Genomic DNA, 26,631 nt, shown 5'->3' with positions numbered 1-26,631 from the left:
CGGACGGGCATGGCGCTCACGCTCTACGTCGACACCGCGCGCTGGCGTGCGCACCAGAAGCAGATCCAGGACCAGTTCCCCGGCCTGATCCCGGTCTGCAAGGGCAACGGCTACGGCTTCGGCCACGAGCGGCTCTGCGAGGAGGCGACCCGCATGGGCGCCGACATCCTGGCCGTGGGGACGACGTACGAGGCCTCCAGCATCAAGGACTGGTTCGGCGGCGACCTGCTCGTCCTCACCCCGTTCCGGCGGGGCGAGGACCCGGTGCCGCTGCCCGACCGGGTCATCCGTTCGGTCGCGTCGCTGGACGGGGTGCGCGGTCTGGTGGGGGCCCGGGTGGTCATCGAGTGCATGAGCTCGATGCGCCGCCACGGCATCTCCGAGCAGGACCTCGGCCAGCTCCACGCCGCGATCGAGGACGTCCGGCTGGAGGGCTTCGCCCTGCACCTTCCCCTGGACCGCCCGGACGGCTCCGACGCCGTGGAGGAGGTCATCGGCTGGATGGACCGGCTGCGCGCGGCCCGGCTGCCGCTGCACACCATGTTCGTCAGCCACCTGAAGGCCGCCGAGCTCGCGCGGCTGCAGCAGCAGTTCCCGCAGACCCGCTTCCGGGCCCGCATCGGCACCCGGCTGTGGCTCGGCGACCACGAGGCCACCGAATACCGCGGCGCCGTCCTCGACGTCACGCGCGTGGCCAAGGGCGACCGGTTCGGCTACCGCCAGCAGAAGGCCGCCTCCGACGGCTGGCTGGTCGTGGTCGCGGGCGGTACCTCGCACGGGGTGGGCCTGGAGGCCCCCAAGGCGCTCCACGGGGTGATGCCGCGTGCCAAGGGCGTCGCCCGGGCGGGTCTGGCCACCGTCAACCGGAACCTTTCGCCCTTCGTGTGGGCGGGCAAGCAGCGCTGGTTCGCGGAGCCGCCGCACATGCAGGTGTCGATCCTGTTCGTGCCCTCGGACTCGGCCGAGCCGAAGGTCGGCGACGAGCTGGTGGCGCACCTGCGCCACACCACCACGCAGTTCGACCGGGTGCTCGACGCCTGAGTCCGACCGGTCAGTCCTGGGAGCTCGCGCCCCAGGCGACCCGCTGTCCCTCCGAGGGCGTCGCGTACCGCGGCGCCCTCGCCGCGTCCGACAGCACGAACACGTCCTCGGCGCCGTCCAGGACGCCGCCGGAGGGGTCGTCCGAGCCGTCCCGCCGTACGACGTCCCGCTCGGGCATCAGGATGTCCCGGACGATGACCGCGCACAGGTACAGGGTGGTCAGCAGGTGGGCGGTGATCGCCAGCTGGTAGCCCTCCACCGGCAGGCCCTGGTGCTTGTCGGCGCTGGACGTGTAGGCGAGGTAGAACCAGATCCCGAGGAAGTAGACGACCTCGCCGGCCTGCCAGATCAGGAAGTCCCGCCAGCGCGGCCGGGCCAGTGCGGCGAGCGGGATGAGCCACAGCACGTACTGCGGCGAGTAGACCTTGTTGCACAGGATGAAGGCGGCGACGACGAGGAAGGCCAGCTGCGCGAAGCGGGGCCGGCGCGGGGCGGTCAGGGTGAGCAGCCCGATGGCCGCGCACAGCAGGAGCGTCAGCCCGGTCGCGTACGTGTTGGCGCCGTCCAGCGGGTTGCCCGTGCGCTGGGAGATCAGCAGCCACACCGAGCCGAAGTCGATGGGCCGCTCCTGGCTGAAGGTGTAGAACTTCTTCCAGCCGTCCCAGGCGAAGAGCATGACCGGCAGGTTGACCAGCAGCCAGGCCCCGGCCGCGCCCAGTGCGGCGGCTCCGAAGGCACGCCACTTCCCGGCACGCCAGCAGAGCACGAACAGCGCGCCGAGCAGCAGCACGGGGTAGAGCTTGGCCGCCGTGGCCAGGCCGATGAGGATGCCGAAGAGGACCGTCCGGCCGCGGGACCACATGAGCATCCCGGCCGCGGTCAGGGCGATGGCCAGCAGGTCCCAGTTGATCGTCGCCGTCAGGGCGAAGGCCGGGGCCAGGGCGAAGAGCAGGGCGTCCCACGGCCGGCGGCGGTGGGTGCGGGCCACGCAGACGGCGATGACGGCCGCACAGGCCATCAGCATGCCCGCGTTGACCATCCAGTACATCTGTTCGCGGTGCTGCATGGAGCCGCTGCCGGGGGTCAGCCAGGAGGCGATCTCCATGAAGAGCCCGGTGAGCACCGGGTACTCCAGGTACTCCATGTCGCCGGGGAGCCGGTCGAAGTACGGCGTCAGGTTGTCGGCGAAGCCGCGTACCGCGTACAGGTGCGGGATGTCGGAGTAGCAGGCGTGGGTGTACTGCGAGCCCGCCCCCCGGAACCAGGCCCAGTCGTAGCAGGGCAGCTTCTGGACCATGCCGAGCGCGAACATGCCGATGGCGATGAGTGCCACGACCCGGACCGGACCCAGCCAGTGCCCGCCGAGCCGGGCGTAGCGGCCGAGCGGGCCGCCGATGAGCTCACTGCCGGCTGCGGCGACCTCGTCCTGCTGCGTGGGCAGTACGGGGCGGTCCTCGTGCACCTTGGTCATGGGCTCATCCTGCCGTACCGGGCCGGACATGGGGGAAGGCCGTCGCACGGCGGGTGCGACGGCCTTCCCCGGCTCACGGAGCGGCGTTACGGGTCACTCGGGGGTGGAGTTGTTGACCCCGCCGGTGATGCCGCCCGGGCGGCCCGGTCTGCCGGACTGCGACGGGGACGGTGATCCGGTGGATCCGCCGATGACCCCGGTGCTGGTGCCGGAGGTGTTGCCCGCGGTGTTGCCGCTGTCCGTGCCTCCGTTGCCGGTGCCGCGCGTGGTGTCCGGGTCGCAGTACAGCTTCCACGGCGGGCAGGTCGGCCGGCCGCCCTTGGACGGGGAGGGGGACGGCGGCGGGGAGCTCGGCGGGAGCGTCGACGGGGACGGGGACGGCGGGACGACGGCCGACGGCGTGGGGGAGGGGGCGCCGGCGGAGTCGGCGGTGACGCCGATGTCCTCCGCCTCGGGGAACTGCTTGACCGGCTGGCCCTTGAGCGCTTCGCCCATGTACTCGGTCCAGATCTCCGCCGGGATGTCACCACCGTGGAGGGAGGGGATGTCGCCCACACCCTTCATGGAGATCAGCTTCTTGTCCGCCGAGTTGGGGTCGGTGCGGAAGAGGACCACCGAGGTGGACAGCTCCGGGGTGTAGCCCACGAACCAGGCGGACTTGTTCTCGTCCGTGGTACCGGTCTTGCCCGCGGCGGGCCGGCCCAGCTTCTTGACCTTCTTGCCGGTGCCGTTCTCGACGACGTTCTCCAGCACCTTGGTGATGTTGTCGGCCACGGCGCTGTCCATGGCCCGCTGGTCCTTGGCGGCCGCCTCGAAGCCCGACAGCTTCTCGCCGTCCTTCTCGACCCTGGTCACGGAGAACGGCTCGCGGTGCGTGCCGGAGGCCGCGAAGGTCGCGTAGGAGTCGGCCATGCGGATGGCGCTCGGGGTGGAGGTACCGAGGGCGAAGGAGGCGTCGGTGTTCGGGTTGATCGACTCCTCCAGGATGCCCGTGGACTTGGCCACGGCCCTGACCTTGTCGTGGCCGACGTCGAAGACGAGCTGGGCGAACGGGACGTTGATGGACTTCTCCATCGCCTCGTTGAGGGTCACGTACCCGAAGGCGGTGGGGCTCTCGTTCTTCTGCTTGAACGGGGCGCCCGAGGCGTCGCGCAGAGGCCTGCCCTCACGGTTGTTGATCACCGTGAGGTCGTTGGCCATGTACTTGCTGTCGGCCGAGATGCCCTTGCCCTTGGAGTTCTGGGTGCCGTACTCCATCGCCGCCGCCAGCACGTACGGCTTCCAGGTCGAGCCGACCGGGACACCACTGGTGTTGGCGTTGTTGCTGAAGTACTTGTGGTCCCAGCCCGGGCCGCCGTACAGGGCGACGAGGGCCCCGGTCTTCACGTCCACGGAGGCCGCGCCGAACTGCACGAAGGTGTCCGTCTCGGGGCGGCCCTTCTCGTCGATGAACCCGTTGCGGGTGTCCTCGACCGCCTTGGACAGGGCGTCCACCTTCGGCTTCTGGAAGGTGGTCGTGATCCGGTAGCCGCCGAGGGCCATCTGCTCGGGGGTGATGTTCTTGGTCTTCATCACGTAGGCCTTGGCCGTGTCGACCAGGTAGCCGATCTGGCCCGTCATGCCGCGGGCCTGCTCCGACTCGACGCGCGGGGGGAAGTCCGCGTCCGTGAACTTCGCCCGTGCGGCCTTGTCCATCCGGCCGACCTCGACCTCGCGGTCCAGCACCCAGCTCCAGCGCTCCCGGGCCCGCTTCTCGTTGAGGGCGGGGGTGGCCGCGGCGCCGATGCCGCCGTCCGGGTTGTAGAGGTTGGGACCCTTCAGCACGGCGGCCAGGAAGGCACACTCGGAGGGGTTCAGGTCCTGGCTGTCCTTGCCGAAGTAGGCACGGGCGGCGGCCTGGATCCCGTAGGCGTCACGGCCGTAGTAGGCGGTGTTCAGGTACCCCGCGAGGACCGTGTCCTTCTCCTCCGAGACACCCAGCCTTATCGCGATGAAGAGCTCGGTGGCCTTCCGCTTGAGCGTCTGGTCGGAGTCCAGGTAGGTGTTCTTCACGTACTGCTGGGTGATGGTCGAGCCGCCCTGGGTGGAACCGCCCGTGGCCATGTTGTACACGGCGCGGGCGACACCCATCGGGTCCACGCCCTTGTCGGTCTCGAAGGACTCGTTCTCCGCCGCGATCACGGCGTCCCTCATCGACCGGGGGATGCTGGAGATGGGCACGATCTGCCGGTTCATCGAACCGCCCGTCGCCACCATCTGGGTGCCGTCGGCCCAGTAGAAGACGTTGTTCTGCGCCTGTGCGGCCTTGTTCGGGTCCGGCGTGCTCACCATGGCGATGCCGATGCCGGCACCGGCCGTGATGACCGCGAAGAAGCCGAGGGCCGTGCCGGCGACGAACTTCCAGGACGGCACGAAGCGCTTCCAGCCGTCCCGGTCGGACCGCGGGTAGTTGATGAGCCGCTTGTCCGGTCGCCCGGTGCCGCGTGCGGCGGGGCCGGCGCCTCTTCCGCGGCCGGTACCTCTCTGGGAGGCCCGACGGACCTCGGAACGGCTGCCCTGCGCGGGCTGCGGTGCGTAGGGGCCGCTGTGTGACGCCGTGGGGACATCACGTCCGGCCGCGCCCCTTCCGGGGCGCGGCTGGGCGGCGCGGCGGGCTGAGGCGCGCCCACCGCCCTCGGGCTGCGGCGGTTTGCGACGGTGCTCGCTCATCGAACGACTACTCCTCGGGCAGGCGAGTGGCCTGGAAGCGGCAGATTAGTTCCGGTACCCCCCGGTGTCATGGCGCACAGACTACGCACGCTCAAAACGCGCCCAGTGCCGAAGTTCACCCCAAATCAGGCAACGTGCCTGGTGCGAATTGGTGATGTGACACCGGTCACCATGTCTCCCCTTGTCGATCAGAGCGCCCCGTTCTATCGTCTGGATGTATCGAGCCGATACATCAGCTCGGTATAAAGACTCAGGGGCGGAGGAGAGGCAGGCGGATGAGCAGACGCTCAGGCATCCTCGAGTTCGCCGTCCTCGGCCTGCTCCGCGAATCCCCCATGCACGGCTACGAGCTGCGCAAGCGGCTCAATACCTCGCTGGGGGTGTTCAGAGCCTTCAGCTACGGGACGCTCTACCCCTGCCTCAAGACGCTGGTCTCCAACGGCTGGTTGATCGAAGAACCGGGCAACGCCCCGGAGGACGCTCTCGCCGCTTCACTCGCAGGGCGCCGCGCCAAGATCGTCTACCGGTTGACGGCCGCGGGTAAGGAGCACTTCGAGGAGCTCCTCTCCCACACCGGCCCCGACACCTGGGAAGACGAGTCCTTCGCCGCCCGCTTCGCCTTCTTCGGCCAGACCGAACGAGACGTCCGCATGCGGGTACTGGAGGGCCGCCGCAGCCGGCTGGAGGAGCGTCTGGAGAAGATGCGCGCCTCGATCGCCCGGACGCGGGAGCGTCTCGACGACTACACGCTTGAGCTGCAGCGGCACGGCATGGAGTCCGTGGAGCGCGAAGTGCGCTGGCTGAACGAGCTCATCGAGAGTGAGCGGGCGGGACGGGATCGGAGACGATCCGGTCCGTCCGACGAAACTGAAAAATGAGGCCTGCATCTCGCAGACCTCGTCCGAGAACAAACAGGGAGCAACCGGAATGGGTTCGGTTCGCGTAGCCATCGTCGGCGTAGGCAACTGCGCCGCCTCGCTGGTGCAGGGCGTCGAGTACTACAAGGACGCCGACCCGGCGGCCAAGGTCCCCGGTCTGATGCACGTCCAGTTCGGCGACTACCACGTGCGTGACATCGAGTTCGTCGCCGCGTTCGACGTCGACGCGAAGAAGGTCGGCCTCGACCTTTCGGACGCCATCGGCGCCAGCGAGAACAACACCATCAAGATCTGCGACGTCCCGAACGCCGGGGTGACCGTCCAGCGCGGCCACACCTACGACGGCCTGGGCAAGTACTACCGCATGACGATCGAGGAGTCCGCCGAGGCTCCGGTCGACGTGGTCCAGGTCCTCAAGGACCGCGAGGTCGACGTCCTGATCTGCTACCTGCCCGTCGGTTCCGAGGACGCGGCGAAGTTCTACGCCCAGTGCGCCATCGACGCCAAGGTCGCCTTCGTCAACGCCCTCCCGGTCTTCATCGCCGGCACCAAGGAGTGGGCCGACAAGTTCACCGAGGCCGGTGTCCCGATCGTCGGCGACGACATCAAGTCGCAGGTCGGCGCCACCATCACGCACCGCGTGATGGCGAAGCTGTTCGAGGACCGCGGTGTCCGTCTTGAGCGCACCATGCAGCTCAACGTCGGCGGCAACATGGACTTCAAGAACATGCTGGAGCGCGACCGCCTGGAGTCGAAGAAGATCTCCAAGACGCAGGCCGTCACCTCGCAGATCCCCGACCGTGAGCTCGGCGAGAAGAACGTCCACATCGGCCCGTCCGACTACGTCGCGTGGCTCGACGACCGCAAGTGGGCCTACGTCCGCCTTGAGGGCCGTGCCTTCGGCGACGTCCCGCTGAACCTTGAGTACAAGCTCGAGGTGTGGGACTCCCCGAACTCGGCCGGTGTCATCATCGACGCCCTGCGCGCCGCGAAGATCGCCAAGGACCGCGGTATCGGCGGCCCGATCCTGTCGGCGTCCAGCTACTTCATGAAGTCCCCGCCGGTGCAGTACTTCGACGACGAGGCCCTGGCCAACGTCGAGAAGTTCATCAAGGGCGAGGTCGAGCGCTAACCGAACCCAAGGGTCGTCACGACACCTGGACTTCGGCAGTTCTTCCGCGGAGGGTCCCCGGGCAATGTGCCCGGGGACCCTCCGCGTATGTGACCCTTGCCCTCATGCCTGTCGTACGTGATCTGCGCGTACTCCTGCGCCTGCGGGATTTCCGCAACCTGCTCGCCGTACGGCTGCTCTCCCAGGCCGCGGACGGCGTGTACCAGGTCGCACTCGCCACCTACGTCGTCTTCTCCCCGGAGAAACAGACCTCCCCGGCGGCCATCGCCTCCGCCATGGCGGTGCTGCTGCTGCCCTATTCGGCGATCGGCCCCTTCGCCGGAGTGCTGCTCGACCGCTGGCGCCGCCGCCAGGTCTTCCTCTACGGCAACCTCCTGCGGGCCTTCCTCGCCTGCGTCACCGGCATGCTGATCGTCGCGCAGGTGCCCGACTGGCTGTTCTACGCCTCGGCCCTGTCCGTGACCGCCGTCAACCGCTTCGTGCTGTCCGGGCTCGCCGCCTCGCTGCCCCACGTCGTCGGGCCCGATCAGCTGGTCACCGCGAACGCGCTCTCCCCCACCGCCGGAACCCTCGCGGCGGTGGCGGGCGGGGGGCTGGCCTTCCTCGTCCGTCTGCTGGCCTCCGACTCCAACGCTCTCGTCGTGCTCCTGGGAGCCGGGCTCTACCTGTGCGCGGCCCTCGTCTCCCTGCAGCTGGCCATCGGCCTCCTCGGGCCCGACCACCCCGCCGGCCGGGCCCACCCCTCGGTCGCCGAAGGGGTCGCCCTCACGGTGCGGGGGATGGCCGAGGGCCTGCGCCACCTCGCCTCCCGGCGCGAGGCGGCCCGGGCGCTGACCGCGATGACCGCGATGCGGTTCTGCTACGGGGCCCTGTTCGTGATGCTGCTGATGCTCTGCCGCTACTCCTGGTCCGACAACGACGCCGACGGACTGGCCCTGCTGGGCATCGCCGTCGGCGCCTCCGGGGCCGGATTCTTCGCCGCCGCCGTGGTGACCCCCTGGCTGGTGGGCCGGCTGGGCCCGCTCGGCTGGATCACCGCCTGCTCCGCGGGCGCAGCGGTCCTGGTACCGGCCCTCGGCCTGTTCTTCGCCCCGGGACCGATGCTGGCCGCCGCGTTCGTACTCGGCCTCGCCACTCAGGGTGCCAAGATCGCCACCGACACCGAGGTGCAGTCCCGGGTCGACGACGACTACCGCGGCCGCGTCTTCTCCGTCTACGACGTGCTGTTCAACGTCGCGTTCGTCGGCGCGGCGGCGGTGGCGTCCCTCATGCTCCCCGCCGACGGGCGGTCCGTGATCCTGATCCTCGTCGTGTCCGCGCTCTACGCCGCGACCGCCCTGCTCCTGGCCCGGGGAGAACGGCGTTTCACGTGAAACATCACCTCTGACAAACACCGGGGGCCGATGTTTCACGTGAAACATCGGCCCCCGGCGGTCGTGCGTCAGGCCTGTGCGGCCCACCACTCCTTCAGCGCGACGACCGCGGCGTCCCGGCCCATCGGGCCGTTCTCCAGCCGCAGCTCCAGCAGGAAGGCGTAGGCCTTGCCGATCACCGGACCGGGGCCCACGTCGAGCACCTGCATGATCTCGTTGCCGTCCAGGTCGGGCCGGATCGCGTCCAGCTCCTCCTGCTCCTGCAGCTGCGCGATGCGCTCCTCCAGGCCGTCGTAGGTCCTGGAGAGGGCGTTGGCCTTGCGCTTGTTGCGCGTGGTGCAGTCGGACCGGGTCAGCTTGTGCAGACGCTCCAGCAGCGGACCGGCGTCGCGGACGTAGCGCCGGACCGCGGAGTCGGTCCACTCCCCGTCGCTGTAGCCGTGGAAGCGCAGGTGCAGCTCCACCAGCCGGGACACGTCCTTGATCATGTCGTTGGAGTACTTCAGAGCGGTGAGCCGCTTCTTGGTCATCTTCGCGCCCACCACCTCGTGGTGGTGGAAGGAGACCCGGCCGTCGCTCTCGAACCGGCGGGTGCGGGGCTTGCCGATGTCGTGCAGCAGGGCCGCGAGCCGCAGGACCAGGTCCGGACCGTCCTCCTCCAGCGCGATCGCCTGCTCCAGCACGATCAGCGAGTGGTCGTAGACGTCCTTGTGCCGGTGGTGCTCGTCACTCTCCAGCCGCAGGGCGGGCAGCTCGGGAAGCACCCGGTCGGCCAGTCCCGTGTCCACCAGCAGTCCCAGACCCTTGCGCGGGTGGGCGGACAGGATCAGCTTGTTGAGCTCGCCCTGGATCCGCTCCGCGGAAACGATCTCGATCCGCTCGGACATCGCCTGCATGGCCGCGACGACCTCCGCGGCGACCTCGAAGTCCAGCTGCGCGGCGAACCGCGCCGCCCGCAGCATCCGCAGCGGATCGTCGGAGAAGGACTCCTCGGGGGTCCCGGGCGTGCGCAGCACACCGGCGGCCAGGTCCTCCAGGCCGCCGTGCGGATCGATGAACGCCTGCTCGGGCAGGGCCAGGGCCATGGCGTTGACGGTGAAGTCGCGCCGGACCAGGTCCTCGTCGATCGAGTCGCCGTAGGAGACCTCGGGCTTGCGCGACGTACGGTCGTAGGCCTCCGAGCGGTAGGTCGTCACCTCGATCTGGAAATTCCGTACGCCGTCACCGACCCGGGCGCTCTTCTGCGCCCCCACGGTGCCGAAGGCGATACCGACGTCCCACACCGAGTCCGCCCACGGCCGGACGATCTTCAGAACGTCCTCGGGGCGGGCATCGGTGGTGAAGTCGAGATCGTTGCCGAGACGCCCCAGCAGCGCGTCGCGGACGGACCCGCCGACCAGGGCGAGGCGGAAGCCCGCCGCCTGGAAACGGCGGCCGAGCTCGTCGGCGACAGGAGCGACCCGCAGCAGTTCACTGACCGCGCGGAGCTGCACCTGACTCAGGGCACTGGGATTGTCTTCGTTGGCGTTCGGCACAACTGAAAAGGGTACGTGCCCGGCCCCCCGGGGACCGCCCCGTTTTGCGGCCACCCCGGTACACGGCCGCCGGGGCCCTGAGCCGATCATGTGGAGCAAGGCGCGGCACTCGCACACAGCGGGCCTCGTTACCATGCGTGGACGCAGAAAAGACGACCACTGACACTTCGAGGGACGGGCTAGCGCGTGGCCGAGGCGGCAGACAACCAGGGGGCGTCCCCCGCTCCTGCCCGGCGCCGGTGGCTGCGGCGCGCGATCGTCCTGCTCGCCGGGACGCCCGTGCTGGCCGCGCTGATCTACTCTCCCGCCCCCCGGGCGCAGGCCGCGCAGGCCTCGTCCGTGGACGTCCAGCTGACCTCCATGGCCCCTTCGGCACCGGTCAAGGGCGACACCCTCACCATCCAGGGCACCGTCCTCAACACCGGCTCCGAGACGATCAACGACGCGCATGTCGGTCTGCGGGTCGGACCCGCGCTCGCGGACCGCTCGTCCATCGACGAGGCGGCGGAGCGCACCGGCTTCCGGGCCGGCGCCGACCCGGGCGAGATCGACCCGGCGTACGCGGTGAAGATCGCCTCCCTGCCCTCGAAGGTCAGCCAGGACTTCACGCTCACGATCCCGGTGAACAAGCTGGAACTGGACAAGGACGGCGTCTACCAGCTCGGCGTCTCCCTGTCCGGGGTGACCGACAGCCGGCCGTCCGAGCAGGTGATGGGCATCAAGCGGACCTTCCTGCCCTGGCAGCCGGAGGCCGCCGCCAAGCGCTCCCAGCTCACCTACGCCTGGCCGCTGATCTCCACCACCCGTGTGACGGCGGAGACCGGCTCCGACGAGCTCCAGACCCCCGTCTTCCTCGACGACTCCCTGGCCGACGAGCTCCGGCCCGGCGGACGCCTGGAACGGATGGTCACCCTCGGCAAGGACCTGCCGATCACCTGGGTCATCGACCCCGACCTGCTCTACACGGTCGACGCGATGACCAAGGGCTACCGGGTCCGCAGCCCGGGCGGCAAGCCCGTCCAGGGCAAGAGCAAGGCCGTCGCCGAGCAGTGGCTGAGCTCCCTGGAGGCCGCCGTCCAGGGCAAGAAGGTCGTCGCCCTGCCGTTCGCCGATCCCGACCTCGCCTCCCTCGCCCACCAGGGCAAGGACGTCTCGGGCACCCTGGGCCAGCTGCGCCCCGCCACCGACAAGGCGAAGCAGGCCGTCGAGACGGTCCTGCACGTCCCGGCGTCCACCGACTTCTCCTGGCCCGTGGACGGTGCCATCGATCCCTCGATCGTCAATGTCGCCACCTCGGCCGGCGCGCACAACGTCCTCACCCGCAGTGACAGCCTCGTGGAGAGCGGCGCTCTCGGCTACACGCCCTCGGCCGCCCGGCCCATCGGCGCCGGCACCACCGCCGTCGTGGCCGACGCCGACCTGTCCACCGCCTTCGACGGCGACATGCTGAACGCCGGCACCTCCACGCTCGCCGTACAGCGGTTCCTCGCCCACAGCCTCGCCCTGAACCTGCAGAAGACCGACGAGCCCCGCAGCTTCGTCGTCGCCCCGCAGCGGATGCCCAGCGTCAGCCAGGTCCAGTCGATGGCCGAAGCCCTGCACGGCCTCCAGGCGGGCCGCTGGACCCAGCCCGCGGACCTCGAAGCGGCCGCCGCCGCCAAGCCCGACCCCGGGGCCACCACGCAGGTACCGGGCGCCGGCCAGTACCCCGAGGCCCTGCGCAAGCAGGAGCTGCCGGTGTCGGCCTTCGAGAAGATCCGCACCACGCAGAGCACCCTCGACCACTTCAAGGTGATCCTCGCCGCGCCCGACCGCGTGGAGATCCCCTTCGGCAACACCACCAACCGGGAGATGTCCGCCTCCTGGCGCGGACGTCCCGACGAGGCACGCCTCTACCGGGACCAGGTCCAGGAGTACCTGATCGGTCTCACCGAGAAGGTCAAGGTCATCCCCAAGTCCGACGCCACCCTGTCCGGACACAGCGCCACCATCCCGGTCAGCGTCCAGAACAGCCTGGTCCAGGATGTCCACGACCTCGTCCTGAGGGTGAAGTCCGCCAATCCGACGCGCCTGATGTTCAGCGACAGCGAGCAGCAGGTGACCGTCCAGGGCGACCACACCCAGACGGTCAAGTTCACCGCCAACGCCACGGCGAGCGGCCCCGTCGAGGTCACGGCGCAGCTGTTCACCAAGGACGGCGTCCCCTACGGCAAGGAACGCAAGTTCACCGTCGAGGCCACCGAGATCACGCCCACCGTGATGCTCGTCATCGCCGGCGGTGTGCTCCTCCTGGTCCTGGCAGGCATCAAGATGTACGCCAGCCGCAAGCGCGTCGCGGCACGTGCGGCCGCCGAGGAGAGCACGCAGCCGAGTGACGAGTCCCCGGACACCGGAGCGCAAAGCACCGAGGGGTCCGGCACGAGTGAGACAGTGGACCGTTGATTGACGCCGTGGCCGGTCGGCCTGGGGACGATGAGGTGGGGTTTCGATGAACGCGCCGTACGACGGTGACCGCGCGCAGGGCACTGGTGGGCCCGCGCCCTCCCAGGGCACTGCCCCGGGCACCCCGGTGCCCGGGCAGGTTCCCGCGCCTGCGCCCGCGCCGGAACGTGACCCGTATGTCCAGGATGCCTACGACCACGACCCGTACCGGTCCCAGGACCTGTCGGCCCAGGACCCCGTCGCCGAGGTGCTCTACGACCGGGCCTCGCACCCGCCGCCGCCGCCCGGCACCTACCAGGAGCCCGGCCCGCTCTACGCCGCGCCGACCGCACCCTCGTACTCTCCCGACCCGCGCGTCTGGGCCCAGACCCCGCCGCCCGAGCCGGACGGCCCCTCGCGCCACCTGCCGTACGGCGACCACGCCACCACCACCCAGTTCGTCGGCGTGGACTCCCTCGTCACCAGCGCCTCGGACGATCAGCCCGAACCCGACGCCTTCGCGCACCTGTACCGGGACCAGGAGGCGGCGCCCCGCACCGCCGCCGAGGAGGCGCCCGTCGCCGCACCGGCGCCGAGCAAGCCGGCCGGGCGGGCCTCCAGCCTGCTGAAGTCCAGCGCGCTGATGGCCGCGGGCACGATCGTCTCCCGCATCACCGGCTTCCTGCGGACCCTGGTCATCGCCGGTGCCATCGGTGTCGGCACCTTCAACGACACGTACCAGATCGCCAACACCCTGCCCACGATGATCTACGTGCTGGTCGGAGGCGGCGCCCTGAACGCCGTCTTCATCCCGCAGCTGGTCCGGGCCATGAAGAACGACAGCGACGGCGGACAGGCGTACGCCAACCGGCTGCTCACCCTCGTCGTGGTGCTGTTGGCGGGCATCACCACCATCTGCGTCCTGGCCGCACCGGTGTTCATCACGATGATGTCGCCGAAGATCGCCTCCGACCCGCAGCAGATGGACGTCGCGGTCTCCTTCGCCCGCTACTGCCTGCCCACCATGTTCTTCATGGGCATCCACGTGGTCCTCGGTCAGATCCTCAACGCCCGCGGCCGCTTCGGCGCGATGATGTGGACCCCGGTCCTCAACAACATCGTCGTGATCGCCACCTTCGGCGCCTTCATCTGGGCCTTCGGCGGCTTCACCACCTCCGGCGTGAACGCCACCACGGTCACCCCCGAGGGCGTGCGCCTGCTGGGCCTGGGCACCCTGCTCGGCCTCACCGTCCAGGCGCTCGCGATGCTGCCGTACCTGCGCGACGCCGGCTTCAAGCCGCGCCTGCGCTTCGACTGGCGGGGCCACGGCCTCGGCAAGGCCGCCCGCCTGGCCAAGTGGACGTTCTTCTTCGTCCTCGCCAACCAGGTCGGCCTCGTGGTCGTCACCCAGCTCGCCACCTGGGCCGGGTCCGTCGCCGAGAAGCAGGGCCACCCCGGTACCGGCATCACCGCCTACAACTACGCGCTGCTGCTGTGGCAGATGCCGCAGGCGATCATCACCGTCTCCGTCATGACGGCCGTCCTGCCCCGCATCTCCCGCTCCGCGCACGACGGCGACGCCGCCGCGGTCCGCGACGACATCTCCTACGGGCTGCGCACCTCGGCCGTCGCGATCGTGCCCTGCGCCTTCGCCTTCCTCGCCCTCGGCGTCCCGATGGCCACCCTGCTCTACGCCGGCTCGGGCGCGGGCGCGCAGAACATCGGCTACATCCTGATGGCGTTCGGCCTCGGCCTGATCCCGTACTCCATCCAGTACGTGGTCCTGCGCGGCTTCTACGCCTATGAGGACACCCGCACGCCCTTCTACAACACCGTGATCGTCGCAGCCGTCAACGCGGCGGTCTCCGCGGTCTCGTTCTTCGTGCTTCCCGCACGGTGGGCGGTGGTCGGCATGGCCGCCGCCTACGGCCTGGGCTACGCCGTCGGTGTCGGCGTCGCCTGGCGCCGCCTGCGCACCCGGCTCGGTGGCGACCTCGACGGCGCGCACGTCATGCGCACCTACGCCCGTCTCACCGGCGCCTGCGTCCCGGCCGCCGCCGTGGGCGGCGCGGCCGCTTTCGGGGTCACCCAGTGGCTGGGCAGCGGAGTCACCGGCTCCGCCACCGCCCTCCTCGCAGGCGGTATCGCCCTGGCCGCGGTGTTCCTCATCGCCGCCAAGAGGATGCGGATCGAAGAGCTCAACGCGATGGTCGGAATGGTCCGCGGACGTTTGGGGCGCTGATGCGCACAACCGTCGCCCCCTTTCGTGTGTCGTGCTTAGCGTCGGACTGTGGGCACAATTGGCATGGCTTCGCAGACTGGCCTACAGCGCGCAACGGATGGGGAGGCGGGAACGACGGTGGCGGAACGTAGCACGGCTGCCGTCGACGTGGCCGACAACAGCGGCAATGAGCCGCTGACCGCTCAGGCGGCACAGGCCACGTCCGACGGGGTGGACACCCAGAACGGACGAGCCGCGGACGGACCCATGCCCGACAAGGACGGCGAACGCACCAACGCGGCCCCCGCGGCCGCACCCGAACTGCACAGCGGACACAAGCTCGCCAGACGGTACCGGCTGGAAGAGTGCGTCACCCGTGTGGACGGATTCAGCAGTTGGCGCGCCATGGACGAGAAACTGCGCCGGGCCGTGGGCGTGCACCTGATGCCCGCCGACCACGCGCGTGCGCGCTCCGTCCTGGCCGCCGCACGGTCCTCCGCCCTGCTGGGCGACCCGCGGTTCGTCCAGGTCCTGGACGCCGTGGAGGAGAACGACCTCGTCTACGTCGTCCACGAGTGGCTGCCCGATGCCACCGAGCTCACCGCCCTGCTCGCCGCAGGCCCTCTGGAGGCCCACGAGGCCTACCAGCTCGTCAGCCAGGTCTCCCAGGCGATGGCCGCCGCGCACCGCGAGGGCCTGGCCCATCTGCGGCTGACGCCCAGCGCGATACTGCGCACCTCCACGGGCCAGTACCGCATCCGGGGCCTCGCCGTGAACGCCGCCCTGCGCGGCATCACCAGCGAGACCCCGCAGCGGGCCGACACCGAGGCCATCGGCGCGCTCCTGTACGCCGCCCTCACCCAGCGCTGGCCGTACGAGAGCGACGCGTACGGCCTCACCGGTCTGCCCAAGGGCGTCGGCCTGATCGCCCCCGACCAGGTGCGCGCCGGTGTCCACCGCGGTCTGGGCGAACTCGCCATGCGCGCACTCGCCAACGACGGGGCCACCGCCTCCCGTCAGGAGCCCGCCTGCACCACCCCGGACGAGCTCGCCAAGGCCGTGGCCGCGATGCCCCGCATCCGGCCGCCGGAGCCCGCCTTCACCGCCCCGCCCGAGTACCAGCACACCACCTACCAGCAGGGCAACTACGGCCGTCCCACGCCTCCCGGCGCGAACACCGTCCAGAGCCGGCCCGTCGTGCCTCCGCCGCCCCCGCTGCAGAGCCGTACCGGCAAGGTCCTCAAGTGGGGCGTCGCCGCCCTGCTCATCGCCGCCCTCGGCCTGGGCAGCTGGCAGCTGGCCGACCGCCTCCTGGGCCGTGGCAACCAGCAGGGCAACAGCGGCACCAGCAACAACAACACCACGTCGGGCGGCACCGGCGACAACCCGAAGCCGCCGGAGAGCGCGCCCCTGCGCATCACCGGTGCCTCCGTGTTCGGCAAGGAGCCGATCAAGCCCGAGGACGCCGACAAGGCCATCGACAAGAACCCCGATACCGCGTGGATCACCAAGATCTTCTACGGGTACGGCGGCAAGTTCGGCAACCTGGACAGCTACGACGACGGGAGTGGCATCGTCGTCGACCTGGGCAGCGTCCAGGAGGTCACGGGTGTCAACGCGGAGATGCTCGCGGCCGGGCACAAGGTCGAAGTCCGCGCCGCCTCCCCGGAGGCCTCCACGCCGCGGGGCATCTCCGACTTCCCCCAGGAGCTCTCGAAACCGGGGACCGCGGGGAAGAAGCTGCAGGCCACGACGGACACTCCGGTCAAGACCCGCTTCGTGCTGATCCACATCACCGCCCTGCCCGCCGCAGGCGACGGGGACGGCTTCCGCGGTGGCGTCAAGGAGATCCAGATCCTCGGCATCGGCGACCAGCCGACCCCCTGATCCGTGCGTACGAGGGTCCACTGCGCCGCCGGCACAGTGGACCCTCGTACTCGTCCTGGCCGCACCGTACGCTCCCACCGGGAAGGAAGGCGTGATGCTCGACGCAACGACCGGCGGGGACAGCGACCGGGACCTGCTCGCCCGGCACGTCGCCGGGGACCCCGACGCCTTCGGGGAGATCGTGCGGCGGCACCGGGACCGGCTGTGGGCCGTGGCGCTGCGGACCCTCGGCGACCGGGAGGAGGCCGCGGACGCCGTGCAGGACGCTCTGGTCTCCGCCTACCGGGCCGCCCACACCTTTCGCGGGGAATCCGCCGTCACCACCTGGCTGCACCGCATCACCGTCAATGCCTGCCTGGACCGCGCCCGCAAGACCGCTTCGCGCCGGACCGCGCCGATCGACGACACGGACCGCCTGGAGCGCCTTCTGGAGCCCCACGAGTCCGCGGAGGCACCCGCGGAGCGCCAGGACCTCCATCGCCAGCTCCTGGCCGCTCTGAGCACCCTCCCGGCCGATCAGCGAGCCGCGCTGGTCCTTGTCGACATGCAGGGATACCCCGTGGCCGAGGCCGCGCAGATCCTCGACGTCCCCACCGGCACCGTGAAGAGCCGGTGCGCACGCGGCCGGGCGAAACTCGTGCCGCTCCTCACTCATCTGCGCACGAATGCCGGGGATAACACCGCCACCGAGCGGGGAAGGAACCGGACGCCGGGCCGACCCGTCCCACCAGCGGCAGAACCCAGGCATCCAGACCCAGACACCGTGAAGGGCGGAGGTGGACGACCATGACCCCGCCCACTGGCATGTCCGAGACGACCGGCGCGATCCGGCACCCGGACGTCTCGGAGATCTCCGACCTGACCGAAGGTCTTCTCTCCCCGTCCCGTACCGCCGAGATCCGCCGCCATCTCGGCGACTGCGCCCTGTGCGCCGATGTCCGCGCTTCCCTGGAGGAGATCCGCTCCCTCCTCGGGACCCTCCCGGGCCCGGCCCGGATGCCCGCCGACATCGCCGGCCGCATCGACGCGGCCCTCGCCGCGGAGGCCCTCCTCGACGCCACCCAGCCCGAGGTCCAGGCCGAACCGGCCGACCGGCCCCGCGCATCGGACCGCGATGTTTCACGTGGAACGCCCCCAGCTCCCGCTGGGAGGTACTCCCGGCCCGCCGGTCACCCGAGCAGCCCAACCGGCCCCGGCCCACGCCGCGCCCGCCGCCGGATCGCCGTCCTCGCCGGTCTGGCGGGAGCCGCCGCCTGCGCCCTGGGCCTCTTCCTGTTCGGCGACTTCTCGGGCACGCCCGCCCACGAAACCGCCAGCGGCCGGGCATCCGACTCCGCCGAACGGCCGTCCGCCGCCGCGGGCGGAGACGACTACACCGCTCAGGGACTCCAGGACAGCGTCAGGCAGCTCCTCGCCGACGGCCAGGGCGCCAAGAACGTTCCCGCGGAGCAGAACAACACCCTCGGACTGGAGAACACCGGCCCCGCCCCCGGGGACAAGCGGGCAGCGCCTTCCGTCCCCGCCTGTGTCCAGCAGGCCACCGGTCGGCCCGACACCCCGCTCGCCGCCGAACCCGGCAGCTACCAGGGCACCCCCGTCTACCTCCTCGTCCTGCCGCACCCCGCCGACTCCGCCCGCGTGGACGCCTACCTCGTCGACACGGCGTGCGAACGGACCGGATCGGCAGAGCCCGGAAAGGTCCTTCTGACCCACACCTATCCGCGGTAGCCGAAGCGTTCAGGGCCGTAGTGCGACAGGCGGGGAATGCATGCGCCGTAGGATCCGTTGGGTGGGGTGAGAGTCCGCACCGGCCCCCGGTAGGCAGCACGCAGTCCGCAGAGACGAGGAAGAAACCCGTGAGCGACGTTCGAAACGTGATCATCATCGGCTCCGGGCCGGCCGGTTACACCGCCGCCCTGTACACCGCACGCGCTTCGCTCAAGCCGCTGGTCTTCGAAGGTGCCGTCACCGCGGGTGGCGCCCTGATGAACACCACCGAGGTGGAGAACTTCCCCGGTTTCCAGGACGGCATCATGGGCCCGGACCTCATGGACAACATGCGTGCCCAGGCCGAGCGCTTCGGCGCCGAGCTGATCTCGGACGACGTCGTGGCCGTGGACCTCAGCGGTGAGGTCAAGACCGTCACCGACACCGCCGGCACCGTGCACCGCGCGAAGGCCGTCATCGTCACCACCGGCTCCCAGCACCGCAAGCTCGGCCTGCCCAACGAGGACGCCCTCTCCGGCCGCGGTGTCTCCTGGTGCGCCACGTGCGACGGGTTCTTCTTCAAGGACCACGACATCGCCGTCGTCGGCGGCGGTGACACCGCGATCGAGGAGGCCACCTTCCTCTCGCGCTTCGCCAAGTCCGTCACGATCGTCCACCGCCGCGACAGCCTGCGCGCCTCGAAGGCCATGCAGGACCGCGCCTTCGCCGACCCGAAGATCAAGTTCGCCTGGGACAGCGAGGTGGCCGAGATCCGCGGCGACCAGAAGCTCGCCGGCCTCACCCTGCGCAACACCAAGACCGGTGAGACCTCCGAGCTGCCCGTGACCGGCCTCTTCATCGCCGTCGGCCACGACCCGCGCACCGAGCTCTTCAAGGGCCAGCTCGACCTCGACGAGGAGGGCTACCTCAAGGTCGACGCCCCCTCCACCCGGACCAGCATCACCGGCGTGTTCGGCGCCGGTGACGTCGTGGACCACACATACCGTCAGGCCATCACCGCAGCGGGCACCGGCTGCTCCGCCGCCCTCGACGCCGAGCGCTTCCTCGCCGCGCTCGCGGACGCCGAGAAGGTCCACGCAGCGGTCTGACCGGTCTGACCCCCGCACCGCCCCACCCCACACCCCGCAGGAAAGAAGAAGGAGGCCGCTGTGGCCGGCACCCTCAAGACCGTGACCGACGCTGACTTTGACGAGCAGGTCCTCAAGAGCGACAAGCCCGTACTGGTGGACTTCTGGGCCGCCTGGTGCGGACCGTGCCGCCAGATCGCGCCGTCCCTCGAGGCCATCGCCGCCGAGTACGGCGACCAGATCGAGATCGTCAAGCTCAACATCGACGAGAACCCGGCCACGGCTGCCAAGTACGGCGTCATGTCCATCCCGACGCTGAACGTCTACCAGGGCGGCGAGGTCGCCAAGACCATCGTCGGTGCCAAGCCGAAGGCCGCCATCCTGCGTGACCTCTCGGAGTTCGTCGAGGTCAAGACCGCCTGACGCGGTCGATGTTTCACGTGAAACGGGGCCGTCCCTCCATGGGACGGCCCCGTTCCGCGTCTCGTGCTCACAACGGCCGCAGCGCCGGCTCCTTGCGCGCCGCGCCCAGCAGCCGGTCCAGCGCCAGTTCCACGTCTTCCTTCCAGGACAGCGTGGACCGCAGCTCCAGCCTCAGCCGCGGATGCACCGGATGCGGCCGTACCGTCTTGAAGCCCACCGCCAGGAGATGGTCGGCGGGCAGCAGACACGCCGGACCCTCCCAGCGCGCGTCCCCGAACGCCTCGATCGCCCGGAACCCCCGCCGCAGCAGGTCCTTGGCCACCGTCTGCACCATGACCCGCCCCAGCCCCTGCCCCTGGTACCCCGGCATGATCCAGGCGGTGATCAGCTGCACGGCGTCGGGCGAGACCGGGCTGGTCGGAAAGGCAGTCGCCCGCGCCACATACGCGGGCGGCGCGTAGAGGACGAAGCCCACCGGAACCTCGTCCACGTAGACCACCCGGCCACAGGACCCCCACTCCAGCAGGACGGCGGAGATCCACGCCTCTTTCTCCTGCGCGGCGGTACCCGTCTTCACCGCGGCATCGCCGCTGACCGGGTCCAGCTCCCAGAACACGCAGGACCGGCAACGACGGGGCAGGTCCTGGAGGTTGTCCAGCGTGAGCGGTACCAGCCGACGACCCATGACCGCATCGTATCCACTGGTCCAGCGTTCTTCGACAGCAAAGCGAAGGGGCGGACCGCAACGGTTCGCACCGCTGCGGTCCGCCCCTCGGCGGCCCGGGGATCACTCCCCGGCAGGACCCTGATCCAGCACCCGGCCCTCGCCCGGCGCCAGCGTCCCCAGAATCCGCTCCAGATCCTCCATCGAGGCGAACTCGACGGTGATCTTGCCCTTCTTCTGCCCCAGATCGACCTTCACCCGCGTCTCGAACCGGTCCGACAGCCGCGTCGCCAGCTCACTGAGCGCCGGAGCCACCCGGGCACCGGCCCGCGGACCCTTCGGCTTCACCGCGCTCGCCGGCTCCGAGGACATCAGCGTCACGATCTCCTCGACCGCACGCACCGACAGCCCCTCGGCCACGATCCGGTGTGCCAGCTTGTCCTGCTCCTCGGAGTCCTCCACCGACAGCAGCGCCCGCGCGTGCCCGGCCGACAGCACACCCGCGGCCACCCGGCGCCGTACCGGCTGGGACAGCTTGAGCAGTCGCAGCGTGTTCGACACCTGGGGACGCGAACGCCCGATCCGGTCGGCCAGCTGGTCGTGGGTGCACTTGAAGTCCCGCAGCAGCTGGTCGTAGGCCGCGGCCTCCTCCAGCGGGTTCAGCTGAGCCCGGTGCAGGTTCTCCAGCAGCGCGTCCAGCAGCAGCTTGTCGTCGTCCGTCGCCCGGATGATCGCCGGAATGGCCTCCAGACCGGCCTCCCGGCAGGCACGCCAGCGCCGCTCACCCATGATCAGCTCATAGCGGCCGGGGGCCGTCTGCCGCACCACCACAGGCTGGAGCAGGCCCACCTCCTGGATGGAGGTCACCAGCTCCGCGAGCGCGTCCTCGTCGAACACCTCACGCGGCTGGCGCGGGTTCGGCGTGATCGCGTCCATCGGAAGCTCAGCGAACGTCGCTGCCGCCACCGTGTTGGCCTCGGCCTCGATCGCGGGCTCCGGCTCGGCCACCGCGAGCGATGTTTCACGTGAAACATCGGCCTGGACGAGCGAAGCGAGCTTCGCCGCCGCGATGCCCCGCTCCGCGGCCAGTGTCGGCACCGCCGACGGGGACGCCGACCCGGCGCTGATCACCGGCGGCGTCTTCTCCTGCGGAGCCGCGGGAATCAGTGCACCGAGCCCCCGTCCGAGACCTCTCCGTCGCTCACTCACTGGATCCCCTCCGCCGCACTGTGCGTGCTGTTCCTGCCCGGGCCCAGATGGGCGTGCCGAGCCTCGTACTGAATACCGACCCCCCGATACGCGATCTCTCGCGCTGCCTCCAGGTAGGAGAGGGAACCACTGGAACCCGGGTCGTACGTGAGCACCGTCTGCCCGTAGCTCGGCGCCTCGGAAATGCGCACCGACCGGGGGATGCTCGTCCGCAGCACCTCCTTGCCGAAGTGGCTGCGCACCTCCTCCGCCACCTGCGAGGCCAGCCTCGTCCTGCCGTCGTACATCGTCAGCAGGATGGTCGACACATGGAGGTCCGGGTTGAGGTGGGCCCGCACCAGATCGACATTGCGCAGCAGCTGGCCCAGGCCCTCCAGTGCGTAGTACTCGCACTGGATCGGGATCAGCACCTCCGCGCCGGCCACCAGAGCGTTCACCGTCAGCAGCCCGAGCGAGGGCGGGCAGTCGATCAGGATGTAGTCGAGGGGCTGGTCGTACGCCTGGATCGCCCGCTGGAGGCGGCTCTCCCGCGCCACGAGCGACACCAGCTCGATCTCCGCACCCGCCAGGTCGATCGTGGCCGGGGCACAGAAGAGCCCTTCCACGTCCACCACGGGCTGGACGACCTCCAGCAGGGGCCGGCTGTCCACGAGCACGTCGTAGATGGACGGCACATCGGCGTGGTGGTCGATGCCCAGAGCCGTGGACGCGTTGCCCTGCGGGTCGAGGTCGACCACCAGGACCCGTGCCCCGTGCAGCGCCAGTGAGGCCGCCAGGTTCACGGTCGTCGTGGTCTTGCCCACGCCGCCCTTCTGGTTGGCGACCACGATGACGCGGGTCTGATTCGGCCGGGGCAGCCTCTCACCGGCACGCCCCATCGCCTCGAGGGCCTGCTGGGCGGCTCGGCCGACGGGGGTGTCGTTGTCTACAAGAGGCGGAGGCAATGTTTCACGTGAAACATCCCCACCCGCCGGTTCAGAGCGGGGACCGGGGACCGGATCGGCCATGGGCCCCGCGAGGTTGGCGTCGGACCGCACGGTGTCACTCTCCTCGACATCAGGCTCGCGATGAACAGAGCCTCCCATGTCACCCGGGTCGCGAACCAGCGGGGCCCGTTCTCCTGTGGATGAATCCACCGATGTGGACAACTCTGTCCCCCTTGCATCCTTGCGCGGGAGGGGGGACGCAGCCGCACGACCGCGACTGATGATTCCGTGCAGCAGAGAGCGACGTTTCACGTGAAACACGATGCCCGGAGGGAGTCTCCCGGCCGCTACGACACTCCGAAATCCATACCTATAGGGCCCAACACGGATGAAATCTCCCGTGTGGGCCCCGGCTCGCAGCGAGTCAGCGGAGAATCAACGCCGCCGGCGGGTGCGTCCCACCCGGGCCGCCTTAGCCCGCTTGGCCGCGAACCTCACCCCTCCGGGGCTCTCCCCGACCTCGACCCGCACGACCGTCGACAGAGGATCCACCAGACCCTCGCCCACCTGCAGCACCGACGTCTTCACCACACCCAGCTTCGCCAGCGCCGTCTTCGCGGTCACCAGCTCCTCGTCCGCGGTGTCGCCCTTCAGCGCCAGCATCTCGCCGTAGGGACGCAGCAGGGGCACTCCCCAGCCGGCCAGCCGGTCCAGCGGTGCCACCGCCCGCGCCGTCACCACGTGCACCGGCTGCAGCTTGCCGAGGACCTCCTCGGCCCGCCCGCGCACCACCGTGACGTGGTCCAGGCCCAGCAGCTCCACGGCCTCCTGGAGGAAGGTCGTGCGGCGCAGAAGCGGTTCGAGCAGCGTGATCTTGAGATCCCGTCGCACCAGAGCGAGCGGGATACCGGGCAGACCCGCGCCCGAGCCCACGTCGCACACGGTGACGCCCTGAGGCACCACCTCCGACAGCACAGCGCAGTTCAGCAGGTGCCGCTCCCACAGACGCGGCACCTCACGCGGCCCGATCAGGCCCCGCTTCACTCCCGCGTCCGCCAGCAGCTCCGCGTACCGCACAGCTTCCGGGAAAAACTCACCGAACACCGCGCGCGCCTCTTCAGGCGCCGGGGGAAGCTCAGCTGCCTCCGTCACGGGGACCGTCCTTCCGTACCGCATGGTTCTGAAAAACCACGTCTTCAAGATGAGGCGTCGTTCACCTGTCAGGCCAGGCTGACAAACATCGGCCCCGCCTGCGACACAGACGGGGCCGAACAACTCGTGCTGACGATCAGGCCGGGAGCACAACGACGAAGCGCTGCGGCTCCTCGCCCTCGGACTCGCTCCGCAGGCCGGCGGCCGCCACCGCGTCGTGGACGACCTTCCGCTCGAACGGGGTCATCGGAGCCAGCTTCAGCGGCTCGCCGGACGCCTTCACGTCCGCCGCGGCCTGGGCGCCCAGCGCCGCCAGCTCCTCGCGCTTCTTGGCGCGGAACCCGGCGATGTCCAGCATCAGACGGCTGCGGTCCCCGGTCTCCCGGTGCACGGCGAGGCGGGTCAGCTCCTGCAGAGCCTCCAGAACCTCACCGTCGCGGCCCACGAGCTTCTGCAGATCACGGCTGGCCGAGTCACTGACGATCGACACCGCGGCCCGGTCGGCCTCGACGTCCATGTCGATGTCGCCGTCCAGGTCAGCGATGTCCAGCAGACCCTCAAGGTAGTCGGCCGCGATCTCACCCTCCTGCTCAAGGCGGGTCAGGGTGTCGCCACTCTCAGCGGCGGCGGTGGTGGTGCCTTCCGTCACGGGAGGGACTCCTTCTTACTTCTTGGGAGCGGGCTTGCTGGGGGTCTGACGCTGCGACTTCGACTGGCGCTTCGGCTGCTGCCGCTTGGCGGCACCGCCGCTCGCGGCATCCGAGTCCGCCGTGGCCTCGACACTCTTGATCACGGAGCCGTCGGGCTGGGCCGCCATGCCCTGCTTGGTGAGGGTGGCGATGAACTTGCGCTCGTTGTCGTTGCGGTCCGGGCCCTTGGCGACGATCGCCGCGACGACCCGCTTCCTGCCCCGGCCCTTGAGCTCGCCGTGCGAGCTGATCTGCTTCAGCAGGCGGGTCAGGTACTGGTCCTGCGCCTTGCTGCCCGGCGTCGGGTTCTGGTTGATCACGTACATCTGCTGGCCCATGGTCCACACGTTCGTGGTCAGCCAGTAGACGAGAACACCGACGGGGAAGTTGATGCCCATGACCGCGAAGATCACCGGGAAGATGTACATCAGCATCTTCTGCTGCTGCATGAACGGCGTCTTGACCGAGAGGTCGACGTTCTTCTGCATCAGCTGACGCTGGGTGTAGAACTGCGACAGCGACATCATGATGATCATGACCGCGGTCACGATCCGGACGTCCGTCAGGGTGGCGCCGAGGGCGGCGACCTTCTCCGGGGTGTCCATGAACTTGGCGGCGATCGGCGCACCGAAGATCTTGGCCGCGCGGGCGCTGTCGACCAGCTGCTGGTCCATCGCACCGACCGGCTTGCCATCGGCGATGTTCGACAGCGTGTGGTACAGCGCGAAGAAGAACGGGGACTGCGCCAGGATGGGCAGGCACGAGGAGAGCGGGTTGGTACCCGTCTCCTTGTACAGCTTCATCATCTCTTCGGACTGGCGCTGCTTGTCGTTCTTGTAGCGCTCCTGGATCGCCTTCATCTTCGGCTGGAGCGCCTGCATGCCCCGCGTCGCCTTGATCTGCTTCACGAAGAGCGGGATCAGGCAGATACGGATCAAGATCACGAGGGACACGATGGACAGGCCCCAGGCCAACCCACTCGACTCACCGAAGATCGCCCCGTACAGCGAGTGGAACTGGACGATGATCCACGAGACGGGGTAAGTGATAAAGCTGAACAGACTGGCAATCGTGTCCACTAATCAGGCTCCTTGAGCATTGCGAGATCTACGCAACGCACTGCGCAGCTGCTCGTGCCAACGCGGGCGTTTACGGGGTGGGACGTGGTCCACGCCGCCCGGGGACCACGGATTGCACCGCAGGATCCGCCAGGCGGTCAGGGCCGTCCCCTTCACCGCACCATGCCGGTCGATGGCCGTGTACCCGTAGTGCGAACACGACGGGTAGTAGCGGCACACCGGCCCGAGCAGCGGACTGATCGTCCACTGGTACAGCTTGATCAAAGCGAGCAGCGGGTACTTCATCGAGCCACGCCTCCCAGGAGCCGCACCAGAGCGGCATCCAGGTCCCGGGCCAGCGCGTCGGGGCCGGCATCACCCGCTCCGGGCAACGCGCGTACCACCACCAGGCTACCGGCGGGCAGCTGAGACAGCCGCTCGCGGACCAGATGGCGAAGACGGCGCTTGACCCGGTTACGTATGACGGCGTTGCCGACAGCCTTGCTGACGACGAAACCCGCACGCGCCGAGGGATCGATCTCCCCCGACTCGTGCGGGTCCGTTGCACCGCGTGTACGTAGATGGACGACGAGGAGCGGGCGACCAGCCCGACGACCTCGACGTACCGCGCTCGCGAAGTCCTCGCGCCGCCTCAGCCGATTCTCGGGAGACAGCACGACGTCACGACCTGCGTGTGGTTACGCGGAAAGGGCGGCGCGGCCCTTGCCACGACGGTTCGCGAGGATCGCGCGACCGGCACGGGTACGCATCCGCAGGCGGAAGCCGTGGGTCTTGGCACGACGGCGGTTGTTCGGCTGGAAGGTGCGCTTGCTCACTCGGGGGCTCCAGAGAATGAATCGTTGTGGCGGGACATCGCCTGGCTGTCACCGTGCGCCCACGAGGAATCTCGCGTGTTCGCCCGAGTGGCACCGCTAAATGATCACTATCAGTGACCTTCGCCCATCGGTAGGCAGGCGGCAGCAGCCATCGACAACTCGACCTCGTTACGGTACGCGCGGCTACGCCATCCGGTCAAACCGAGCCGAC

General features: G+C 69.7%; 23 protein-coding genes. 11 read left to right on the top strand and 12 right to left on the bottom strand.

Annotated elements, in window-relative coordinates; translation table 11 throughout:
• The first annotated feature begins 9 nt into the window (after nucleotides 1-9).
• A complete protein-coding gene (locus Sspor_RS22395) occupies nucleotides 10-1,041 on the top strand; it encodes an alanine racemase (RefSeq protein ID WP_202200732.1) in 1,032 nt (343 codons plus the stop codon).
• A 10-nt stretch (nucleotides 1,042-1,051) separates the two neighbouring features.
• Here Sspor_RS22395 and Sspor_RS22390 read toward each other — a convergent pair whose 3' ends face one another.
• Both Sspor_RS22390 and Sspor_RS22385 read right to left on the bottom strand, forming a co-directional pair.
• Nucleotides 1,052-2,512 carry a glycosyltransferase family 87 protein gene (locus tag Sspor_RS22390; RefSeq protein WP_202200731.1) on the bottom strand — a complete coding sequence of 487 codons (1,461 nt, stop codon included), beginning with the start codon at nucleotides 2,510-2,512 and terminating at the stop codon, nucleotides 1,052-1,054.
• Between the two features lie 93 nt (nucleotides 2,513-2,605).
• Nucleotides 2,606-5,221: a transglycosylase domain-containing protein gene (locus Sspor_RS22385; protein ID WP_202200730.1), complete on the bottom strand. Its 2,616-nt coding sequence runs from the start codon at nucleotides 5,219-5,221 to the stop codon at nucleotides 2,606-2,608.
• 275 nt (nucleotides 5,222-5,496) lie between these two features.
• Between Sspor_RS22385 and Sspor_RS22380 the strand changes: the two genes are divergently transcribed.
• From Sspor_RS22380 to Sspor_RS22370, 3 genes are all read left to right on the top strand, one after another.
• Nucleotides 5,497-6,099, top strand: coding sequence for a PadR family transcriptional regulator (locus Sspor_RS22380; RefSeq protein ID WP_202200729.1), 603 nt, complete (start codon nucleotides 5,497-5,499; stop codon nucleotides 6,097-6,099).
• 49 nt (nucleotides 6,100-6,148) lie between these two features.
• Entirely contained in the window at nucleotides 6,149-7,231 is a 1,083-nt protein-coding gene (locus Sspor_RS22375) for an inositol-3-phosphate synthase (RefSeq protein WP_189737960.1), read from the top strand.
• A 104-nt stretch (nucleotides 7,232-7,335) separates the two neighbouring features.
• The gene (locus Sspor_RS22370) at nucleotides 7,336-8,604 is read left to right on the top strand and encodes an MFS transporter (RefSeq protein ID WP_202200728.1); all 1,269 of its coding nucleotides are present in this window, start codon (nucleotides 7,336-7,338) and stop codon (nucleotides 8,602-8,604) included.
• Nucleotides 8,605-8,672: 68 nt separating this feature from the next.
• Here the strand turns inward: Sspor_RS22370 and Sspor_RS22365 are convergent, their stop codons facing one another.
• Nucleotides 8,673-10,139: a CCA tRNA nucleotidyltransferase gene (locus Sspor_RS22365; RefSeq protein WP_202200727.1), complete on the bottom strand. Its 1,467-nt coding sequence runs from the start codon at nucleotides 10,137-10,139 to the stop codon at nucleotides 8,673-8,675.
• A 186-nt stretch (nucleotides 10,140-10,325) separates the two neighbouring features.
• On the opposite strand from Sspor_RS22365, the gene Sspor_RS22360 reads away from it, so the two are divergent.
• The 7 genes from Sspor_RS22360 to trxA all read left to right on the top strand — a co-directional run bounded on the left by Sspor_RS22360 (nucleotide 10,326) and on the right by trxA (nucleotide 19,886).
• Nucleotides 10,326-12,581, top strand: a complete 2,256-nt coding sequence (locus tag Sspor_RS22360) for a DUF6049 family protein (RefSeq protein WP_202200726.1) — start codon at nucleotides 10,326-10,328, stop codon at nucleotides 12,579-12,581.
• 46 nt (nucleotides 12,582-12,627) lie between these two features.
• Nucleotides 12,628-14,802 (top strand): murein biosynthesis integral membrane protein MurJ, encoded by a 2,175-nt coding sequence (murJ, locus tag Sspor_RS22355; protein WP_202200725.1) that lies wholly within the window; start codon nucleotides 12,628-12,630, stop codon nucleotides 14,800-14,802.
• Between the two features lie 117 nt (nucleotides 14,803-14,919).
• Nucleotides 14,920-16,668: a protein kinase family protein gene (locus Sspor_RS22350; protein ID WP_202200724.1), complete on the top strand. Its 1,749-nt coding sequence runs from the start codon at nucleotides 14,920-14,922 to the stop codon at nucleotides 16,666-16,668.
• 94 nt (nucleotides 16,669-16,762) lie between these two features.
• Complete coding sequence (sigM, locus tag Sspor_RS22345; protein WP_202200723.1) at nucleotides 16,763-17,458, top strand: RNA polymerase sigma factor SigM; 696 nt, start codon at nucleotides 16,763-16,765, stop codon at nucleotides 17,456-17,458.
• Nucleotides 17,455-18,396, top strand: a complete 942-nt coding sequence (locus Sspor_RS22340) for an RsmA family anti-sigma factor (RefSeq protein WP_237403974.1) — start codon at nucleotides 17,455-17,457, stop codon at nucleotides 18,394-18,396. Before sigM ends, Sspor_RS22340 begins: the two co-directional genes overlap by 4 nt.
• 128 nt (nucleotides 18,397-18,524) lie before the next feature.
• Nucleotides 18,525-19,484, top strand: a complete 960-nt coding sequence (trxB, locus tag Sspor_RS22335) for a thioredoxin-disulfide reductase (RefSeq protein WP_202200722.1) — start codon at nucleotides 18,525-18,527, stop codon at nucleotides 19,482-19,484.
• 60 nt (nucleotides 19,485-19,544) lie between these two features.
• The gene (trxA, locus tag Sspor_RS22330) at nucleotides 19,545-19,886 is read left to right on the top strand and encodes a thioredoxin (RefSeq protein ID WP_202200721.1); all 342 of its coding nucleotides are present in this window, start codon (nucleotides 19,545-19,547) and stop codon (nucleotides 19,884-19,886) included.
• A 67-nt stretch (nucleotides 19,887-19,953) separates the two neighbouring features.
• Here the strand turns inward: trxA and Sspor_RS22325 are convergent, their stop codons facing one another.
• The 9 genes from Sspor_RS22325 to rpmH form a co-directional block, all read right to left on the bottom strand.
• Nucleotides 19,954-20,571: a GNAT family N-acetyltransferase gene (locus Sspor_RS22325; RefSeq protein ID WP_202200720.1), complete on the bottom strand. Its 618-nt coding sequence runs from the start codon at nucleotides 20,569-20,571 to the stop codon at nucleotides 19,954-19,956.
• A gap of 102 nt (nucleotides 20,572-20,673) precedes the next feature.
• A complete protein-coding gene (locus Sspor_RS22320) occupies nucleotides 20,674-21,759 on the bottom strand; it encodes a ParB/RepB/Spo0J family partition protein (protein ID WP_202200719.1) in 1,086 nt (361 codons plus the stop codon).
• Nucleotides 21,756-22,844 carry a ParA family protein gene (locus Sspor_RS22315; protein WP_202203794.1) on the bottom strand — a complete coding sequence of 363 codons (1,089 nt, stop codon included), beginning with the start codon at nucleotides 22,842-22,844 and terminating at the stop codon, nucleotides 21,756-21,758. Before Sspor_RS22315 ends, Sspor_RS22320 begins: the two co-directional genes overlap by 4 nt.
• Nucleotides 22,845-23,120: 276 nt before the next feature.
• Nucleotides 23,121-23,837, bottom strand: a complete 717-nt coding sequence (rsmG, locus tag Sspor_RS22310) for a 16S rRNA (guanine(527)-N(7))-methyltransferase RsmG (RefSeq protein WP_202200718.1) — start codon at nucleotides 23,835-23,837, stop codon at nucleotides 23,121-23,123.
• Between the two features lie 136 nt (nucleotides 23,838-23,973).
• Nucleotides 23,974-24,486 (bottom strand): Jag family protein, encoded by a 513-nt coding sequence (locus tag Sspor_RS22305; protein ID WP_030008408.1) that lies wholly within the window; start codon nucleotides 24,484-24,486, stop codon nucleotides 23,974-23,976.
• Nucleotides 24,487-24,501: 15 nt separating this feature from the next.
• Nucleotides 24,502-25,605: a membrane protein insertase YidC gene (yidC, locus tag Sspor_RS22300; RefSeq protein ID WP_202200717.1), complete on the bottom strand. Its 1,104-nt coding sequence runs from the start codon at nucleotides 25,603-25,605 to the stop codon at nucleotides 24,502-24,504.
• A 3-nt stretch (nucleotides 25,606-25,608) separates the two neighbouring features.
• Nucleotides 25,609-25,890, bottom strand: a complete 282-nt coding sequence (gene yidD, locus Sspor_RS22295) for a membrane protein insertion efficiency factor YidD (RefSeq protein ID WP_076043740.1) — start codon at nucleotides 25,888-25,890, stop codon at nucleotides 25,609-25,611.
• Nucleotides 25,887-26,261 (bottom strand): ribonuclease P protein component, encoded by a 375-nt coding sequence (gene rnpA / locus Sspor_RS22290; RefSeq protein WP_202200716.1) that lies wholly within the window; start codon nucleotides 26,259-26,261, stop codon nucleotides 25,887-25,889. The genes yidD and rnpA overlap by 4 nt, the downstream gene beginning before the upstream one ends.
• A gap of 21 nt (nucleotides 26,262-26,282) precedes the next feature.
• Nucleotides 26,283-26,420 carry a 50S ribosomal protein L34 gene (rpmH, locus tag Sspor_RS22285; protein WP_008741645.1) on the bottom strand — a complete coding sequence of 46 codons (138 nt, stop codon included), beginning with the start codon at nucleotides 26,418-26,420 and terminating at the stop codon, nucleotides 26,283-26,285.
• Between the last annotated feature and the right edge of the window lie 211 nt (nucleotides 26,421-26,631).

This window comes from Streptomyces spororaveus (assembly GCF_016755875.1).
Classification (GTDB): domain Bacteria; phylum Actinomycetota; class Actinomycetes; order Streptomycetales; family Streptomycetaceae; genus Streptomyces; species Streptomyces spororaveus.
This window is presented reverse-complemented; position numbering and strand designations above follow the sequence as displayed.

Coding starts and splice junctions, on each gene's coding strand:
- Sspor_RS22315 (WP_202203794.1), bottom strand. CDS start 22,844: ATGGGAGGCTCTGTTCATCGCGAGCCTGATGTCGAGGAGAGTGACACC.
- Sspor_RS22380 (WP_202200729.1), top strand. CDS start 5,497: ATGAGCAGACGCTCAGGCATCCTCGAGTTCGCCGTCCTCGGCCTGCTC.
- Sspor_RS22370 (WP_202200728.1), top strand. CDS start 7,336: ATGCCTGTCGTACGTGATCTGCGCGTACTCCTGCGCCTGCGGGATTTC.
- Sspor_RS22395 (WP_202200732.1), top strand. CDS start 10: ATGGCGCTCACGCTCTACGTCGACACCGCGCGCTGGCGTGCGCACCAG.
- Sspor_RS22385 (WP_202200730.1), bottom strand. CDS start 5,221: ATGAGCGAGCACCGTCGCAAACCGCCGCAGCCCGAGGGCGGTGGGCGC.
- Sspor_RS22375 (WP_189737960.1), top strand. CDS start 6,149: ATGGGTTCGGTTCGCGTAGCCATCGTCGGCGTAGGCAACTGCGCCGCC.
- sigM (WP_202200723.1), top strand. CDS start 16,763: ATGCTCGACGCAACGACCGGCGGGGACAGCGACCGGGACCTGCTCGCC.
- murJ (WP_202200725.1), top strand. CDS start 12,628: ATGAACGCGCCGTACGACGGTGACCGCGCGCAGGGCACTGGTGGGCCC.
- Sspor_RS22325 (WP_202200720.1), bottom strand. CDS start 20,571: ATGGGTCGTCGGCTGGTACCGCTCACGCTGGACAACCTCCAGGACCTG.
- yidD (WP_076043740.1), bottom strand. CDS start 25,890: ATGAAGTACCCGCTGCTCGCTTTGATCAAGCTGTACCAGTGGACGATC.
- Sspor_RS22390 (WP_202200731.1), bottom strand. CDS start 2,512: ATGACCAAGGTGCACGAGGACCGCCCCGTACTGCCCACGCAGCAGGAC.
- Sspor_RS22340 (WP_237403974.1), top strand. CDS start 17,455: ATGACCCCGCCCACTGGCATGTCCGAGACGACCGGCGCGATCCGGCAC.